At 65.9% G+C, this 17963-nt stretch carries 14 protein-coding genes; 6 read left to right on the top strand and 8 right to left on the bottom strand.

What is annotated here, in order from left to right:
• Positions 1–151 precede the first annotated feature (151 nt).
• From H5T74_06055 to H5T74_06035, 5 genes are all read right to left on the bottom strand, one after another.
• Positions 152–1939, bottom strand: a complete 1788-nt coding sequence (locus tag H5T74_06055) for a PAS domain S-box protein (GenBank protein MBC7229938.1) — start codon at positions 1937–1939, stop codon at positions 152–154.
• 835 nt (positions 1940–2774) lie between these two features.
• Positions 2775–4271 (bottom strand): NAD(P)/FAD-dependent oxidoreductase, encoded by a 1497-nt coding sequence (locus tag H5T74_06050; GenBank protein ID MBC7229937.1) that lies wholly within the window; start codon positions 4269–4271, stop codon positions 2775–2777.
• Between the two features lie 273 nt (positions 4272–4544).
• The gene (locus tag H5T74_06045) at positions 4545–4688 is read right to left on the bottom strand and encodes a hypothetical protein (GenBank protein ID MBC7229936.1); all 144 of its coding nucleotides are present in this window, start codon (positions 4686–4688) and stop codon (positions 4545–4547) included.
• A gap of 58 nt (positions 4689–4746) precedes the next feature.
• Positions 4747–6252, bottom strand: a complete 1506-nt coding sequence (locus tag H5T74_06040) for an NAD(P)/FAD-dependent oxidoreductase (GenBank protein MBC7229935.1) — start codon at positions 6250–6252, stop codon at positions 4747–4749.
• A 271-nt stretch (positions 6253–6523) separates the two neighbouring features.
• Positions 6524–7432, bottom strand: coding sequence for a TetR family transcriptional regulator (locus H5T74_06035; GenBank protein ID MBC7229934.1), 909 nt, complete (start codon positions 7430–7432; stop codon positions 6524–6526).
• Between the two features lie 261 nt (positions 7433–7693).
• On the opposite strand from H5T74_06035, the gene H5T74_06030 reads away from it, so the two are divergent.
• A complete protein-coding gene (locus H5T74_06030; GenBank protein MBC7229933.1) occupies positions 7694–10579 on the top strand; it encodes a hypothetical protein in 2886 nt (961 codons plus the stop codon).
• 90 nt (positions 10580–10669) lie between these two features.
• Here H5T74_06030 and H5T74_06025 read toward each other — a convergent pair whose 3' ends face one another.
• The gene (locus H5T74_06025; protein MBC7229932.1) at positions 10670–12355 is read right to left on the bottom strand and encodes an AMP-binding protein; all 1686 of its coding nucleotides are present in this window, start codon (positions 12353–12355) and stop codon (positions 10670–10672) included.
• Positions 12356–12556: 201 nt separating this feature from the next.
• Between H5T74_06025 and H5T74_06020 the strand changes: the two genes are divergently transcribed.
• The gene (locus tag H5T74_06020) at positions 12557–13153 is read left to right on the top strand and encodes a TetR/AcrR family transcriptional regulator (GenBank protein MBC7229931.1); all 597 of its coding nucleotides are present in this window, start codon (positions 12557–12559) and stop codon (positions 13151–13153) included.
• 17 nt (positions 13154–13170) lie between these two features.
• Here H5T74_06020 and H5T74_06015 read toward each other — a convergent pair whose 3' ends face one another.
• Both H5T74_06015 and H5T74_06010 read right to left on the bottom strand, forming a co-directional pair.
• Positions 13171–13605: a hypothetical protein gene (locus tag H5T74_06015; GenBank protein ID MBC7229930.1), complete on the bottom strand. Its 435-nt coding sequence runs from the start codon at positions 13603–13605 to the stop codon at positions 13171–13173.
• A gap of 279 nt (positions 13606–13884) precedes the next feature.
• On the bottom strand, positions 13885–14460 hold the full coding sequence (locus H5T74_06010; protein ID MBC7229929.1) for a hypothetical protein: 576 nt from the start codon (positions 14458–14460) through the stop codon (positions 13885–13887).
• A 161-nt stretch (positions 14461–14621) separates the two neighbouring features.
• Between H5T74_06010 and H5T74_06005 the strand changes: the two genes are divergently transcribed.
• Genes H5T74_06005 through H5T74_05990 form a run of 4 tightly spaced genes read left to right on the top strand, consistent with a single transcriptional unit; the run spans position 14622 to position 17959 of the window.
• The gene (locus H5T74_06005) at positions 14622–15455 is read left to right on the top strand and encodes a nicotinate-nucleotide pyrophosphorylase (GenBank protein ID MBC7229928.1); all 834 of its coding nucleotides are present in this window, start codon (positions 14622–14624) and stop codon (positions 15453–15455) included.
• A gap of 13 nt (positions 15456–15468) precedes the next feature.
• Positions 15469–15900 carry a hypothetical protein gene (locus tag H5T74_06000; protein MBC7229927.1) on the top strand — a complete coding sequence of 144 codons (432 nt, stop codon included), beginning with the start codon at positions 15469–15471 and terminating at the stop codon, positions 15898–15900.
• Positions 15897–16520, top strand: coding sequence for a 4Fe-4S binding protein (locus tag H5T74_05995; protein MBC7229926.1), 624 nt, complete (start codon positions 15897–15899; stop codon positions 16518–16520). Before H5T74_06000 ends, H5T74_05995 begins: the two co-directional genes overlap by 4 nt.
• Positions 16517–17959, top strand: coding sequence for a hypothetical protein (locus tag H5T74_05990; protein MBC7229925.1), 1443 nt, complete (start codon positions 16517–16519; stop codon positions 17957–17959). The genes H5T74_05995 and H5T74_05990 overlap by 4 nt, the downstream gene beginning before the upstream one ends.
• The last annotated feature ends 4 nt before the right edge of the window (positions 17960–17963 follow it).

The following is a 17963-nucleotide window of genomic DNA, read 5'->3' as shown; positions in this document are numbered from 1 at the left end:
GCTACCTCCTTCCCGCGCGCGGGGCGTCCGCACGCCCCCGACTACGACTGCAGCCCATATCCCCCTCCTTCTCCCCGCTATATTACCCCCCATACCCCGGCCGCAAACCGGGCCGCCGGCCCCGTGTTCCGGGCGGAAGGGCGGCCGGGGGTCAGTCCTCCCCTCCTCCCAGGGGGAGCGAGAAGGCCATCACCGTGCCGTAGCCGTCCTCGTCCTCGATCCACACCTCGCCGGCGTGCGCCTCCACGAAGGTACGCACGATGTACAGGCCCAGGCCCAGGCCGCGTTCCATGCCCTCCGCCTTGCTCTGGGTGAACTTCTCGAAGAGGCGGTCGCGTTTCTCCGGCGGTACCCCCGGCCCCCTGTCCTTCACCTTCACCACCGCTGCGCCGTCCCGCACCTCGCAGGTGACGGTCACCGTGGCGTCGCCGGGGCTGAAGCGGAAGGCGTTGTCGAGGAGGTTGATCACCACCTGCTTGACCTTGTCCCAGTCCGCCTCCATCTCCAGGGAGCGAAGGGTAGTCGCCAGCTCCATGGGGTGCGCGCCGGGGGCCATGGCCATCTCCCTGGTAACCTCTCCCAGCACCGCCACCAGGTCCCCTTTCTGGCGGTGGAGGAAAAGGCGGTCTGAGTCGATGCGGCTCATGCCCAGCACGTTCTCCACCATGCGGTTGAGGCGGTTGCACTCCCGCAGCACGTGGTCTATGCATTCCAGCTTGCGCTCCTCGGACATCTTCTCCCAGTGATCCTTGAGGGCGGCGGCGTAGCTGTAGATGACGGTGAGGGGGGAGCGCAGCTCGTGCCCCACCACCCCCACCAGCTCCGTTTTCAGGGTATCCAACTCGCGCAGCCGGCGGTTGGCCTCCTCCAACAGGAGGTTCCTCTCCTGCAGCTCCCGCTCCATCTTCCGGGCTCCGGTGACGTCGCGCGCTATCACCAGCGCCACCCCCTCCTCGCCTCGCAGCCGCGTGGCGGTGACCTGGAGGATGAGCGGCCTGCCGTCCGGACGCCTGAGCGAGACCTCGAAATAGCGTATCTTCTCCCCCGCCATGCCCCGGGCCACCGCGTCGGCCACCCGCGCCTGGTCCTCGGGGGTGAGGAAGCGCTGGTAACCCCTGCCGAGCAGCTCCCTGACCCTGAAACCCTCTATCTCCTCTCTCTCGGTGGAGACGGCCAGGATATTGCCCCCGCGGTCCAGGGTGAGGAGGATGTCGAAGCTGGTCTCGGTGAGGCGACGGAAGGCGGCCTCGGCGTCCTCGAGCCTCCGCTCCCTGAGGCCGAGTTCCTCCAGGGCCTTCAGGTGTTCCTTCCGCTCCCGCAGGAAGCCGGCAAAAACGATATCGTACCCGAAGAACAGCTCGAAGGCCAGCATGCCGTAGGTCTGGCTTCGGAAGTCGGGTTTCGAGAGGACGATGAGGAGCAGTTGCAGCCATGCTCCCAGGGCGAGGGACAGGGCGCCCAGGAAGGCCCACGCCAGTTCCTTCCTCCGTTCCCGCATGAAAAAGCGCAGGACCATCCCCAGCCCGCAGGCGATCACCCCGGTGAAGAACGCCCCGTAGAGGACCTGCCAGGTCCGGGAACGGGTGAGCCATCCGGCGAACCCGGCGCCGATGAAAAGAGCCATGGGCGGGTAGGCGGCGGCCCACAGGAAACGCGGCTCATCCCTGTCATGGAAGAGATAGGAGACGATGAAATGGAAGGAGAGGGCGATGGCGAGGGCTCCGGAGCTCCATCCCATGGCGTCCACCCAGAAAGCGGTGGAGAGGGCGGGGTCGGCGAACTCGAAGGCCTTCCAGGTCGCCAGGCTCAGGCAGAGCAGTCCGAAGAGCCGCGCGCGCCGGTCCCGCCATCCTCCGGCGAGCGCCATGAGGCCCAGCAACGCCGAGCCCACCACGGCGACTATCTCCACCAGGCCGCCGACATCGAGCCTGATTTCCACGGGCGCCCCCTCACGGCCGAACTGCTCCCGCGCCCGCCCCACCCGGGGAGGCGCGTCCCCCTATACGTAGCCCTGCCCGCACGTCCCCGCCATCCGCCCCACCATGACGCGCTGCCGGGTTTCCGCAACGGCCATCCGCCCCGCCCCGGCCGCGCCTTCCCGCGCCCGGGGCGAGACGATCAACCCGGCCCCCATGACCTCGCCAGCGGCTTCCCCTGGCTGACGTCCACCCCCGGCCTACGCCATCAATACTATCGAAAAAGATGCTCGCGGTTAAGCCGCTTGACCGGCCTACGATCCATCAACACGAAAACGATCCGTCGCCTCAAGATTTGAATCTTCTCGAGGCGGGGCGCTCAAAATCCCCTCTAATTTATGTTGTGGCAGGGAAGCTGGATTTTGAGGGTCTGCCGTTGCCCGTGCTATATGCTGCCCATAGCAGACAGCGAATGGCCACCTTTTGCTTGGACCAGGCGGGCTGGGATCTCCGGATGGCGCAGGCGAGCTCCATAATCTTCCAGGAGACGGGCGATGCCCTCCTCCTCTCAGGTACTGGAGATGTCCACCATGTTTTAGAACCTGGACAATTAGGGACTTGGCAGCTAGGGCAGGGAGGCCGAGGCCGGAGGAACCCGTTCTCTCGAGGTGAGTCGTCGATGGAAGCTGGGCAAGTCCATCTCTCTGATGTGGACCTTGATGTGGACCTTTCGTCGAAGCAAAGGGGGCGCCTGCCCGCAGACCTTGCGGGCCATGCCGGAGACGGGAGCTGCCCCCGGACCGGTTCGCCGTCCGCCGGTGCCGGGGGCATGCACCATATAGCCATACGCTTTTTCGCTCAGCCGAAATCCTTGAGGACGAAGTCCCCGGCCACCATCCCGGAACCTATGGTGGGGGCCACCCCGCCCCCCAGATGGGTGGAGGCGCCGGTGAGATAGAGCCCCTTCAAGACCCGCGAGCGCGCGGAGGGGCGGAAGGCGGCGGTGCAGGTGATGTCGCTCTGCAGGCCGTATACCGCGCCGCGGGGGTGGAGGAGCATGCGTTCGAAGTCCTTAGGGGTGTTCACCTTGGCCACCTGGATGTGGTCGCGCAACCGCAGGTTGAAGTTCTTCTCCAGCAGGCCGAGCATGGTGTCCAGGTATCTCTCCCGGTCGCGATCCCAATCCCCGTCAGCGAGCTCGTAGGGAGCGAAGGACACCAGGTTCAGGCAGTGGTGCCCCTCGGGCGCCAGGGAGGGATCGGCATGGGAGGGCCAGGAGATGAGCATGAACCCGCCGTCGGGCACGCGCTTGTTTGCGTAGTCCTCGAACCAGATGCGGTTCATCTCGTCCAGGGTGGCATAACAGAAGGAATGGTGAGCGTCGAGGTCGGGCATGGCGTCCAGCCCCAGCATGATCATGGGAGCGGGGATGGAGACCTCGTAGCTCTTTATGGCCCGCTTCGCCCATGCCGGCAGCTTCTCCTCGCCCACCAGCTCCAGATAAAGGGTCTTGGCGTTGATGTTGGACACCACCACGTTCGACCTGATCTGGGTGCCGTCGGCGAGCTCCACCCCGCAGGCGCGCCGCCCGTCGGTGAGCACCCGGTCCACGCGGGAGTTGAAGCGTATCTCGCCGCCGAACTGCCGGAAGGCGTCGGCGATGCCCTGGGGGATGCCGATCATGCCTCCGCGTGGATAGAAGATGCCCTCGTGTTCGGAGTAGGCCAGGAAGGCCACATAACCGGGGCACAGGGCGGGAGGCAGTCCCACAAAATAGGACTGCAGGCTCATTGAGGCCCGCACGGTGTCGTTCTTGAAGAACTTGCACAGCACGCTCTCGAAGTTGAGCACCATGTACTTGAGGTACTTGGCCAGCTTGGGGTTGGCTACGGCCACCCTCAACATGTCCTTCATGGTGCCCATGGACTCGGACATCACCTTTCCGAAGGCGAAGTTGATGGCCTCGGACCCCACCTCAGCGAAGCGGTCCCAGGAGCGGGCATCCTCGGGCGAGAAGCCGGCTATGACCTCGCGCGTGCCCTCCACGCTCACCGGGTAGGTGAAGCGCCTCCCGTCGGCTGTGAAGAAGCCGTAGATGGGGTCGATGGGTATGAAGTCGATGAAGTCCTCGGTCTTCCTTCCCAGTTTATGGAACAGGTCGTCGATGACCCATTTCAACTCCACGATGCTCGCTCCGATGTCAAAGCGATATCCCTGGTGGTCGAAGGAGGAACAGCAACCGCCTACCTGCCCCGTGTTCTCCAGCACCAGGACCTTGAAGCCGTTGCGCGCCAGTACCGAGGCGCAGGAAAGTCCTCCCAGCCCCGCACCGATTACCACGGCATCGTAATCCATCGCTATCTCCTTTCCTTTATCCGAGTGCCGCGCCCGCGGCTCCCACCCGTACCGGCGCACGGCGGCTTCCCGGCGGCAAGAACCCCTCTATCCTCCCGACCGATCCCCCGAAAGCCGCGATCCTTCCCCTCCCCGCGCGCATGCGTGGAGAGGGGAGGTGCCGACCCGGCAGACGGAAAGATCTCCCCCGCCTCAGGGGCCGGGGTGGGACCCTGCCCGTCCCGGAGGCCTCGCGGTCACGGCCCCTTTCTGCTCGCAACACGGTACCGGACATCAGATGAAATACCTGTAGGGCAGGTACGGCACCTGCTTCCCGATGTGCACGAGGTATCGCCGGGTGCTTTCGTCCGCGGCGAAATAAGCGGCCGCCATCCCCAGCAGGCCGGCCACCATCAAGGCCTTCTTCAGGTTCTTCATCCCGCATACCTCCTGTGTCTACCGGCGCTGAACACTTTCTCTCTTCAGGCGCCCCGTCTCATCCCCGGTCCTGGAGTATGTACCCCGAGGTGATGATGCCCGAGGCGATGGTGGTGGGCACCCCGCCTCCCAGGTGGGTGGAGCTCCCGGTCAGGTAGAGCCCCTCGATGACCCGCGAGCGGGCGTGGGGCCGGAAGAGGGCCAGCGAGGTCATGTCCGAGAAAAGCCCGTAGATGGACCCCTGCGGCGAGAGCAGTCGCCGCTCGAAATCGAGGGGCGTGGATATCTCCATGTAGGTGATGTGATCGCGGATACCCGGGAGCACCACCCGCTCCAGGCTCTTCAAGGCCTCCTCCCGGTACCAGCCCTTGATGCGGTCCCAGTTGTCGCCCAAGGGCGCGTATGGAGCGGGCGCGTTGCAGAGGAAGTTGAGGATATGGTGTCCCTCCGGTGCCAGGGAGGGGTCCGCCTCCGTGGGCCAGCAGATGAGGCTCATGGCGGTGCTGGGAATGAGGTCCTTGGTGTAATAGTCGTTCCATACCCGGTTCATGGCCTCTATGGACCCGGTGACCACTGTGTGGTGCGCCTCCAGGTCAGGCTTGGTATCCAGGCCCACGTAGATCATGGGACAGGGCATGGAATGACGGTAGCTGGAGATGGCCTTCACCGCCCAGCGCGGCAGGTTCTCCGGCCCCACCATCTTCAGGTAGGCCACCTTGGCGTTGACGTTGGAGACCACCAGGTCCGAGGTGATCTCGCTGCCGTCCTCCAACAGCACACCGCGCGCCCGGCGGCCGTCCAGGAGGATCTTCTCCACCTTGCAGCCCGTGCGCACCTCCAGGCCGTGCTCCTCGCCGGCGCGGGTGATGCCCTCGGGGATGGAGATCATGCCTCCCCGGGGATAGTAGATGCCCAGGTGCTCGGTGAGGGCGATAAAGCCGAAGATGCCGGAACCGATCTCCGGCGGCGCCCCCGCGAAATAGGACTGGAAGGCCACCGAGGACTGGATCACCGGGTTGCGGTAATACTTGCGGGTCACCGCCTGGTGGGTGCGCATGAGCAGGGGCAGGAACCGCAGGGCTTCGGGGTTCTTGATCACCATGCGCATGGCCTCCCCCACGGTCTTCATGGGCGATAGCATCATGGCATCCATCATGCGGTCGATCATCTCGAAGCCCAGGCTGGCAAATCTCTTCCAGCCCTCCACGTCCTCGGGGGCGATGGACTCGATCACCCGGGTGGTCTCGTCGATGTCGGTGGGATAGGAGAACCTCCTGCCGTCCTCGGTGATGAAGGAGTAGATGGGGTCGCAGGGCAGGAGCTCGATGTAGTCCTCCCTGCGCCTGCCCATGAGCTCGAAGAACCTCTCCATGGGGTGCAGGATCTCCACGATGGAGGCCCCCACGTCGAAGCGGTAACCCTGGCTCTCGTAGGTGGAGCAGCAGCCCCCGATGATGTCGGACTGCTCCAGCACCAGGGTGCGGAAGCCGTTCTTCGCGAGCAGGGAAGCCGTGGTCAGCCCTCCCAAGCCCGCTCCTATCACGATGGCGTCGTAGTCCGGCATGGCGACCCCCTTCATACGGTTAGCTATTATGACTGATGGGTCTTATTATACTATCGGATAATGTGGTTTGTACAGTATCCGCCGGTGCAAAGGTGCGAACGGGAATTCTGATCGTCGTCGGCCGGAATTCTTATTGTCGCTGATCGATCGTGCGCTTCAGCAACTCCGCGAGGTCTCCATGCCGCTCGGGGGCGCGGCGCCGCGCGCAGAGGCCGTGCTTAATAGAAGCGTGGGGAATATTACCATGTCCTGGCGGCATCCAGGAAACGCGTCAGTGCGCGTACAGGCCATGCTGCAGGAAGTCCATGAGGTTGATGAAGAAGGAGAGGACGTCGAACTCCTCGTCCACCACGTAGAGATTGGCCACCACCTCGGCGATGCCCATGAGGGCATAGGCCACGGCTGCGGGGTCCACGGGGCGGAACGTCCCCTCGGCGATGCCTTTCTCGATATCGCGCCCCAGGAAATCCGCCACCCGGGCGAAGGCCTCCCGCGCCTTCTCCCTCAGCCTCTCGTTGCCCCCCAGGGCCTCCGATATCACCCCCATGAACATGAACTGCAGGTCGCGGTACTTGGAGATGAAGGTCAGCCCCTCGAGGCCCATCCTGGTGAGGGCGTCCTGGGATTCCCCCGCCGCCGCCTCCGCCTCCGCCAGCAGGGTCTCGAGGGTGCGCTCCATGGTGGCGACGAAGATGTCCTCCTTGCCTTGAAAATACTGGTAACAGGTGCCCTTGCTGATCCCCGCTTCCTTCGCGATGTCGTCCACGGTGGCGTTATGGTAACCGCGGACAGAGAAGACCCTGAAGGCGGCGTCGAGGATCTCCTGCGTGCGCCGCTCCTCCCCGCTCATGGCCGCCAGCCGTTCCTCGTCCTCCAGCTCGTGGGTTTCCTTGCTGCGCACCCGCTTCCGGAACTCCTTCCAGTCCTCCACTCCCCGGAAGGGATAGCGGTCGAGGATGCTCTTCATGCTCCTGACGGACAGCCCCTCCGCACGCATGGTCTTGATCACCAGAAGACGGCGCAGGAACTCCTGGTCGTAGAAGACCACGTTCGGCTTCACCTTCCTGGGCGCGGGGAGCAGGCCCTTGGACATGTAGAACTTGATGGTGCTGACGGGAAGGCCCGCCGCCTGGGAGAGCTGCTTCATCTTCATAAGACCGGGGGCCGCTTTTTCGTCCAACTCAGCGCATCCCTCCTCTTGGCGGACCTGCTTACTCTGATATTAATTATCATGAAACGTCGATAGGAGCACAAGCCGGCCCGCGCCCGCGGGCCCGCACCCGTCCTCCCTGTCATCCCCGGGTGCTAGAATCCCTCCTGCCGGGACACATGGCGCGGGGAGCCCGGGTCGTCTGCGGAGCGGGAAGGCGGGGAGCGGCCTGCCGCAGGCTCTTCGGTGGCGGCGGGCGGGGCGGCGGGCACGTGAACGAGAGGTGCGGCTTTGGATTGGGAGAGCGATTTCTGCGTGCTGGAGGTCGTGACCACCGGCCCCGACGCCGAGAGCGCCCTGCCCCTTGAGCTCGCGGCGCTGCGCGTGCGTTCCTGGCGTGAGCGCGACAGCTTCCAGGCGCTGGTGGACCCCGGCTCGCCGGTGCCCGCGGGTCTCCTGGAAAGGAACGGCAGGTCGGCGGAGGACTATCTCCATGGCGTCCCTCTTCCGGACGCCCTGGAGCGGTTGCGCGCCTTCCTGGGGGACAACCCCGTCATCGCCCACGGCGCCGTGGAGATGGAGGAGCCGCTGCTGGCGCGACTGGGATACCTTCCCGCGGGGGAGATCTTGGACGTCCTGGAGCCGGCCTGGCTCGCCGTCCCCTACCTCCGGGACCATTCCCTCAAATCCCTCTCCGCCTCCCTCCTGGGCGAAAGTCTCTCCTGGAGGGCCCTGGAGGACGCGCGCCTCCTCTTCCGCATCCTCCGCCGACTGAGGGAGGTCTGGGGGGAGACGCCCCACCGCGTCCGCTCCGCCGTGCTTGGTGCCCTGCAGGAGGCCTCCTCTCCATGGCGCGGCTTCTTTCCGGGCAGGCCCGGCCGCGCACGCTTCCCCGACCTCACCGAGGCCATGGACTGCACGGGCAGGAGGGAGGCGGAGGACGCCGGTCCCGGGGGTCTCCGCCGCGGCGCCCGCGCATCCCCCTCCTCCCGCGCTTCCTCCCGCCCGGGAAACACCCCACTCGCCGGCCTTGACGCGGCCTCCCTTCTCTCCGCATCGGGGCCGCTGGCGGCGCTGAGGGACGACCACGAGATCCGCCCCCAGCAAGCGGAGATGGCCGCCGCCGTCGAGGTCGCTCTGGAAGATTCCGCCTTCCTGGTAGTGGAGGCGGGCACGGGGGTGGGGAAATCCATCGCCTACCTGCTCCCCGGCATCCTGCACGCGCGGCGCGGAGGAGGCGCCCTGGTGGTCTCCACCTATACCCGCAGCCTCCAGGAGCAGCTCTTCCACCGCGACCTGCCGCTGCTCTCGCGCGCCCTGGGGGCGGTGGACTATGCCCTACTCAAGGGGCGCGGGAACTACTTATGCCTGCGCAAGTGGGCGGAGTGGTGCGCGTATCTCTCGCGCGGCGAGGCGGTGCTCCGATTCGGCGACTTCGTCCCCGCTCTCTCCTATGCGTTCCTCGCTTCCTGGCTTACCCGCACCCCCGCGGGCGACCTGGAGGAGATCTCCCTGGGGCTGCGCGACCGCCTGGGGGAACTGGTCAGGGAACTGACCTCCACTCCCGAGGACTGCCTGCGCCCCCGCTGCGACTTCGCCTCCCGCTGCTGGGTGGAGCGAGCGCGAACCCGTGCGGCCGCCAGCGAGGTGGTGGTGGTCAACCACGCCCTCCTGCTCACCCAGGCGGGCTCCGCGAACCCGGTGCTCCCCGACATCCGCGTCCTGGTGGTGGACGAGGCGCACCACCTGGAGGACGTGGCCACCGAGGCCTTCAGCCTCACCTTTTCCCTGGAAGACACCGACAGATTGCTGGAGGACCTTGCTGGGAGCAGGGGGGTGCTCTCCAGGTGGGAAGGCCTGGCTTGGGACAGGCGCGGGAGGGCGATGATAGCCGAGGCCCGGGAGGCGGCAGAGAGGGCAGGCGCGGAGGTAGAGGAGCTCTTGCTCGGGGCGCTGGACACCTTCCTGCCCGCCGCGCGGGAGGAGAGGCGGCGCCTGGACGAGGGCACCGCACGCCTCCCCGCCTGGGAAAAGGCCCGCGAGAGGGGGATGTCCCTCTCCGCGACACTGCGCCGGCTCTCGCGGCTTGCGGCGGAGCTGGCGGCGGGGGCGTCCTCCCTGGAGAGCAGGGAGGACGAGGAGGGGGCGAGATCTCTGCGACGGGGAGAGGTGCTGGCGGAGGGCCTCGGCGAGGCCGCCGAGGCCCTGGAGGTCTTCATGTGCGACCCCGACGAGAACGGCTTTCGCCGCCACCTGCGGTGGATGGAACGACCGCAGGCGCGCGCCCGGCGCTCGCATCCCCCTTTCCGACTGCGCAGCGCGCCGGTGGACGTGGGCTCCGATCTGGCTGCCCTGCTCTTCGGGGGACTGGATGCTTGCGTGCTCACCTCCGCCTCCCTGCGCGTACCCGGCCCCAGGGAGGGGTTTTCCTTCTTCCTGCGCCGCACCGGCCTGGAGCTAGTGGAGGAGGGCGGCAAGGAGCTGCGCCTCCTCGCCCTGGACTCCCCCTTCGACTACTCGCGCCAGGTGCGGCTTTTCGCCGTCAGCGACCTGCCGGAGCCCGCGGCGGGGGGAAATGCCTTCCGCGACTACATGCGGAGCGTGGGCGAGGTGGTGGAGGAGGCGGCCGCGGCCAGCGGGGGCAAGGCGCTGGTGCTCCTCACCTCCCACCAGCAGGTGGAGCTACTCCATCGGGAGCTCCGCCCCCGCCTGGAGAAGCGCGGCATTTGCTGCCTGCGCCAGGACCGGAGCACGCCCAATTCCCTGCTCCTGGAGCGCTTCCGCGATGACCGCGACTCCGTGCTCCTGGCGACGGAGGCCTTCTGGGAGGGGATCGACGTGCCGGGCGAGTCCCTCTCCGCCGTGATCATGGTAAAACTTCCCTTCCGCCACCCCGAAGAGCCGGTGGTGGCGGGGCGGGTGGAACACTACGACCGCGCCGGCATGGGGGGATGGAACTCCTATTACGTGCCCCTGGCCGTTACCCTCTTCCGCCAGGGGGTGGGCAGGCTGATCCGGCGTTCCACCGACCGGGGGGTGATCGTGGTGCTCGACCCCCGTTTCCTCAAACGCTCGTATGGCGGCCTCTTCCGCCGGGCGCTGCCCGGGGGCATGCGCGTGGAGGAGATCACGCGCGACCGCCTGGGCCACGCGGTGCGAAAGTGTTTCACGGAATGAGCGGGCGTCCCCGAAACGGGCGCGGAGCGCAGGCCCGCGCCTCCTCCGCTCCGCCGGAATGCGCACGCCCGGGCTATCCGCGTCAGACCCTCAGGCCACGGTCTTCGGCTCCCTTTCCTCGCCCTCCTCGCTTCCTGCCGCGCCGGCGAAGAGGTCTCCGAAACGGCGGCGCAGCTCCAGTTTGCGCACCTTCAGGGTCATGCCGTAGGGCATCTCCTCCGGGGCGATGATGCGCACCGCCCGGGGGCACTTATATCCCGCGATGTGCTCGCGGCACCACGCCAGTATCTCCTCCTCCGTCGCTCTCTCGCCCGGCTTCAGGGTCACCACCGCGATGGGCACCTGCTTTTTCAGGGGATGCGGCACCCCCACCACCGCGGCGTCGGCCAGCGAGGGATGCCCCAGGACCTCTTTCTCCACCTCCACGGAGAAGACGGAGTAGCCGCCGCACTTGATGACGTCCTTGGCGCGGTCCACGAAATAGAGGCGCCCCAGGCGGTCCTTCTTTCCCATGTCCCCGGTACGCAGCCAGCCGTCGCGGATAAGCTCCGCCGTCGCCTCGGGGTTGCCCCAGTATCCCCTGGTAACCCCGGGGCCGGACACCGCCACCTCCCCCACCTCGCCCGGGGGCAACTCCCTGCCCTCCTCGTCCAGGATGCGCACGCGTACCGGCCACACTGGCCACCCCACGCAGCCCGGGGGGAAGCGTAAGCCCATGATGGCGATCTTGAGGGTGGCTACCCCCGCTAGCTCCACCATGCCGTAAACCTCGGCGAAGAAGGCCCGGGCGCGCAGGGGACCGAGCCGGAAAAGGGTTCCCTTGTCGCGGAAGGCCTCGACGTATTCCTCAGGCATGGCATCCGCCGCGCTGCCCAGCATCTTCAGGCTGGAGAGGTCGTATTTATCGATGCCCTCCGCCAGCATCATGGCATACATGGCGGGCACGCCCACGAAGAGGTCGGCCTTCTCCCGCTCCATGGCCTCCAGCACCTCGCGGGGCGAAAAATGGCGCATGAAGTAGGCCTGCAGCCCCACGCAGCACCCTATGATGTAACAGCCGAACCCCATGACGTGGGCCGCCGGAAGGCAGAACACGCCCTTGAAGCCGGGCCCCACCGGAAGCACGGCGGCGGCGATCTTCTGGGCGGTGAGCAGGCTGCGCGAGGTCATCACCGCCCCTTTGGGGAAACCCGTGGTGCCCGAGGTGTAGAAGATGGCCACCGGCTGGTCGGGGTCCAGGCGCGAAGCCCCGCCCCCGGAGGCGGCGGACATGGCCTCATCGAGCGACAAGAACCCCTCCGGACAATCGTCCGCCGGTCCCGCGGCGACCCAGCGCGCGATCCCGTGCAGCGCCCCCTTGTCCCCCACATTGGCCTCGAAGACCTCCCGGTCCAGGATAAGGGTCTCCGCGCCGCAGTTTCCGAGGATGTAATCCATCTCCCTGGCCTTGAGCATGTAGTTCATGGGCACCGCTATGGCCCCGGCGCGGGCGATGGCGAACACCAGCAGGGGCAGGTCGACGTTGTTGGAGGTGTTCACCCCCACCCTTTCCCCGGGCTTTACTCCCAGGTCTCGCAGGGCGGAGGCGGCCCGGTCCACGAAACGCGCCGCGTCGGCGAAGGACAACTCCCCCAGGCTGAAGTCCCGGTAGCGCAAAGGCTCGTGCAGCCTGCAGATCGTCTTCTCCCCGCGCAGCTCCGCCATGCGGTCGTGGAAGTTCGCCAAGGTGAGGTCCCTGGCCAGGGCGAGCTTGTATTTGTCCGGAAACAGCCTCATCGATCTTCCCTCCCCTGAATGAACACAGACGCAGCGTTAGTACGGATTCATATTCGCACCGGCATTCCGCTCTGTCAACGACGCAAGCCCCGCCGCGTTTATCGCGCGCCCCCCATGTGATATATTTCCCATAAGGAACCGACATGCTATCGAGGGCATGACCGGCCCCGTCGCCCGGGGTCCGCGGGAGGTTTCAGGCACATGGCCAAGCGGAGCAAGTCCGAGATGACCCGCAGCAGGATCGTAGACGCCGCCCACGACGTCTTCTTGGAGAAGGGCTACCACCGCACCAAGGTGGTGGACATCATCGAACGCGCGGGGTGCGGACACGGCACCTTCTACGACTACTTCAAGAGCAAGGACGACGTGCTCATGGCCATCCTCGAGGATTTCATCCGCGAGCTGGCGCGGCTGGGGGAGTCATCGCGCGTGCTCATGCAGCGCATCGCCTTCGACGACTATGACGCCATCCGCATCCTCCTGCGGGGCATCAACGAGGTCTTCGACCGCCACGGCGACCTCAACAACGTCTATATAGAGGCCGCGCTGGAGACCCCCATGTTCGGCGAGGTGTTCAACGATTTCCACAATGTCTTCACCGGCATCCTCGAGGACAAGATCAGGGAGATGCAGCAGGCGGGGAAGTGCGCGGGGCTTGACGCGCGCATCGCGGCCCAGATACTGGTGACCCTCGTGGGGTTCACCGCCTACAGCCGCCAGAGCGGCTTCATCGATGGGAGCGCGGACGAGGTCTCCGAGAATTTGGGTCTGCTGGTCTTCCGCGCCCTCAATTACTAGCCAGCCTGAATGGAATATTATGCCAGCGAATGCGCGGGTAAGACCGTCACCCGGTCTCCGCCGCGGAGCATGGAGATCCATACCGTCTCCTCGGAGACCTTCTTCCAGGAGCCGCCCTCCCTGCGCAGGAGGTAACGTATGCCCGCGCCGGTGAGCGGGCCGTAGAGGGAGCTTATCTCCACCACCGCCTCGCCCTTTTTCTCGTCCAGCTCCATGACCGTGACGGTGTGCTGGCTGTAGGTCCAGGAAGTGCTGCCGTCCCTGTGCCGCGCCCCGAGGTCCTTGTACTCCTCGAGGGTGATCTCCACCAGCCCGGAGCCCTCCCACTTCCAGAAGCGCAGACCCAGCTGTTCTATGGAGACGTCCCCGATGCCCGTGGACCTCCTGGTCCAGGCCACCACGAAGCTGGAATCGCGTTCCCTGGGGACGAGGATCTCCTGGATGGCGAACATCGCCGCTCCTTCCTCGCCTTCCTTCTCCCCCCCGCTCCCGCAGCCTGGCGCGAGGAGCGCCGGGGTTGCGGCCAACAGGAGGACGGCGAAGACAACGCAAATCCTTCTCATGCCCAGATTATATAGGATGCCCGGGGAAAGGCGGCCATGTCCCGTCGCCGGCGGCGCAAGGCCGCTCGATAACCGCTCAACCGCTTGAAAAGGCTCATCATCTTCCGGGTGGCGCCCAGATGTTTTTCGAAGACCTCCTCCCGGGCGACGCAGGATATGGAACAAGCGTTATCTCCAAAAATCATGATGGTATCCATGACCTTGTATCCGTAGTACTGCTCGCCCAGACATGAGAAGACGATCTGGGCGGCCGGGACCCCGGCCGGCATCGCCGAAGTCACCTCCTATGGCCAGTTTTGGTCTTCCAGTTCCCGGACCTGAGAGGCTATCCGGTAACCCAGGGTATATGCCACAACGGAGAGGTTTCGGTGGAGAAGGTCGCCTTTGCCCCGCTCTCGGCTCCGGACGGTACGGCCTCCACAAAACCCTTGGAGTACTCGTTGACGGCCCATCCCTCCGGGTATAGTCGAAGGCTATGCCGATCTGCGCGCTCTCATGGCTCCTCATGCCCTTTCCGATGTCCCTGTCGCACCCGCCTTGGCTACCGCCCTTGACGTAGCCGGCCAGAAAATCCTCCTGGTCCTCGAAGCTCTCCATGTCGATGTGCCACTTCCCGCCGACCCGCACAAGCTTCTGGGTATCCGCAACGGCGTCCTCCAGATCCACCTCGACCTTTTTGCCGTCCTCGCCGCGGTAACTTGCCTTGCCCTTTTTCAGGGAGACCTCGCCCTTGTCGCCGTCCATCTCCTGCGTGAGCTCGAGGTCATGATCCTCAGATCCTCCGGGAGGTCCCCGAGGAAAAAGATTAGTCCGTTAGTTCAGGAAGGGATGGTGCCGGCGCCGCCCGTATCGGATATACTCTATCTGGCTGGCCCTTGGTCTTCCGGCATGGCAGAAAGACGGCGATGGATGTCAAACCCCCCGTCGATGTGAGGTACGCGATCTTCCGCGGCATCGCGCGCAAGACCTTCACCGCGTGCATCATCTCCGACGAAGACGGGGTCCTGGCGGGCAGCGGCGCCGCCGCCGAGGAGGCCGAGAGGCTGGGGATCATCCTGGAGAGCATCGCCGGGGAGGGCACGCGGGTGCGCGCGGGCGAGGTCCTGGCCAGGCTGCGGGGGACCCCGGAACAGATGGCCCGGGCCGAGGAGGTCCTGATCGGGCTGATGGCCAAGCCCTCGGGCATCGCCACCGCCACGCGCGAGTTCGTGGAGAGGGCGGGGAAGAAGCCGCGGATCGTGTGCGGAGCCTGGAAAAAGATGCCACCAGAGATCAAGGACGCCGTCCGCGGGGCCGTCGCGGCCGGCGGCGGCTCCTTCCGCATATCCCCCCGCCCCTTCGTCTACCTGGACAAGAACTACGTGGAGATGCTCGGGGGCATCCGGGGTTGCCTGGAGGCCGTGGCGGAGATGAACGGGTGCGAGAAGGTGGTACAGCTCAAGGGGAGGCACGGGGACGTCGCCGAGGAGGCATGCGAGGCCGCCTCCCGTGGGGCGTCCATCGTCTTCATAGACACGGGGCGCAAGGAGGATATCGCCCGGGTGTCCGCGGCCCTCTCCGGCCGCGGCCTGCGGGAAAGGGTGAAGATCGCTTTCGCGGGGAACATCGGGATCGAGGACCTGAAGGAGTTGAAGTCCATGGACGTGGACATCCTGGATATCGGGCGGGCCATCGTCGATGCCCCGCTTCTGGACATGCGCATGGAGGTCATGACCGCGGAGTCGGACGCTCGAGAATGAGCCGGAGGAGCTGATGATGCTTTTCAAGACGGTCCTTCGCTGCACCTACCTGCTGCTCAAGGCGGCCTTTATGGCCGCGGCGCTCGTGAACCCGGACTTCAGGCGGCGCCTAGCGGAGAGAGACCTCTCCTTCGCCGTGCGTTCCGGCAAGGGCCCCGCGGTGGGCTTTTTCCGGCTGGAGGGAGGCCGGCTCACCTATGGCGGCGAAGCCGGGGGCTTGGCCGATTTCTCGGCCACTTGGAACGGTTGGGGAGACGCCGACACCCTGGGCAAGAAGCTGCGCCTCAACGCCATGGATTTCATGAACCGGGGGTTGATGACCTTCGCGGGCGACCTCTCCGCCATGGACTATCTCCTCGTTCTCCTGGGCGAGGCGGCCGGCAGCTTCAGGAAGAAAAAGCCCGCGCGGCTCAAAAGGGCCGAGCTGCGAAAGGAGCCGCCATGATCGTGCGGGAGTTCGTCGCCGACGTCGACCATGCCCTCTGCAGGACATGCCGGAAATGCGAGGAGATCTGCCCCGCCGGGGCCATCGCCCTGGCGCGGGAGGAAAAGAGGATGGCCGTCGACGCCAGGCGGTGCATCGACTGCCAGCGCTGCATGGATGCCTGTCCCGAAAACGCCATCGCCATGCTCCCTCGCCGCTGGGATAACGCCCTCTCGGTGGAGGTGGCCGGCCTCGACCGGGACAGGATCCTGGAGATATGCCGCAAGGTGGGGCTGGCCCCGGGGGAGGCCATCTGCGCCTGCACCTTCGTCACCGCCCAGGAGCTGGCCGGGGCGGTGCTGAAAGGGGCGAAGACCCCGGAGGACGTCTGCGCCATGACCGGCGTCAGGAGGGGATGCGGCATCTACTGCCTGGTGAACATATTCAAGATACTGGAAGCCGGCGGCGTGCGGCCGGAGGAAAGGGCCGGGAGCCACCTCTACCACCATCCCCTGAGCCCGCTGGACATCCCCGAGGACAGGTTGCGGGAGATCGACGCCGAGTTCCCCCAGTACCGCCTGCTCGAGGACGTGAGGATGATAAGGGAAGCTCGCGGGATATGTGACGAAAGGGGGGCATGACGGTGATGTACCCGCCCGCCATAGAGCCGGCGCCCTTGATGGAATCGGTCTACCAGTCCCCGCCCCGCAGGCGCGCCGCCGCCCACCCGGGCTTCGTCTCCCTCGCGGTCTCCTCGCTCTTTCCCGAGATGTCGGAGGCCATCTACTGCTACGGGGAAGACTGTTCCGCCGTGCGCGGCAGCACCCTTAAGGCACTCGAGGACATCGACATGGGGATGATCAGGCCGGGCGACAGGGTGCACCTGCTCGCTTCCGAGCACGGTTTCAGCATCCTGGGCGGCTGGCCTTACCGGGAGATGCTCGGAGCGATCAGGGACGCCATCCGGGAGAGGACCGGCTGCGAGGACATCCGCCTCGGCGTGGCGGCATACCGGGGCTTCAGGGAGACGGAGGAGGTGGTCGCCGCCTTCCGCCTCGACGAGCTCTTCGAGGGCAGGCTCTTCGAGTTCGGCCCCTACGATGAAGGGGTCGCCATCGAGACCGAGATAGGCACGCTCTACGGCATCAAGAAGGCCTACGACGCGGACTGGTTCGTCCATTCCTACTACGACGACCCCAGGGAGATGTATTTCCACCGCTTCCTGGGAAGGAGCTTCAAGGCCTTCATCATGTCCTACGCGCGCCTGGAATCGCGCTCCGCCTACCATTTCTCCTACAAGAACCGCAGCTGCAATTTTTTGCCAGTGGCCATCTACAGGTCCCCCTTCATCCGCGAGAGGTACGCCTTCAGCTGCTTCATGCGCATGTCCCCCGCGGGGATCCTGGCCATCGACGCCGACAACGACCTCTTCGCCCTGGACCGGCGGGTCACCAGGGGCCACCTGGAGAGGTACGGAAAGATGCAACAGCTCTTCGAGTCCATCGAGGAGTGTATCGCGGTGATCGACGGAGGGAGGTGGGGGTACTACGTGCACGCGGGCGGCGTGACCTTCGGCGTGCTCATGTTCTCCAACTGCCGCGGCCGCAGCATCATGGACCTGGATTCGCCGTCGGCGCTGATGATGATCGACGAGGTCCCCTTCGAGGAACGGGCCGATCTGGCCACCCGTATGCTCAGCGACGGCATAAACCCCGCGCTCAAGGTGGTGGTCTTCAACCAGCAGTGGGGAGGCATACCCTTCCTGAACCTCTTCTCCAAGCCCATCTACGTGGTGGGCCGGGACCAGCTGGAGTACCTCAAGCTGGACCGGGCCAACCCGCTGTTCAAGGACCTCGGCAACCTCGGGCTGATAAGAGCGGTGCGCGATTTCCCCACCGCCATGCGCAAGGCGAAACGGGCCGCGCACACCGACAAGGTGCTGATATTCGACGGCAGTTTCGGCCACCTCAACCTCAGCCCTTCCTTGGCCGACGAGCTGGTCGAGAAAGCCCCCGGGGTGAGCAGGAGGGTCGAGGAGGAGCTGCTGCCGAAATGGCTCAAGCAGAGGGGGCTGGAGTGAGGCG

Source organism: Actinomycetota bacterium, assembly GCA_014360645.1.
Taxonomy (GTDB): domain Bacteria; phylum Actinomycetota; class Geothermincolia; order Geothermincolales; family RBG-13-55-18; genus Solincola_B.
This window is presented reverse-complemented; position numbering and strand designations above follow the sequence as displayed.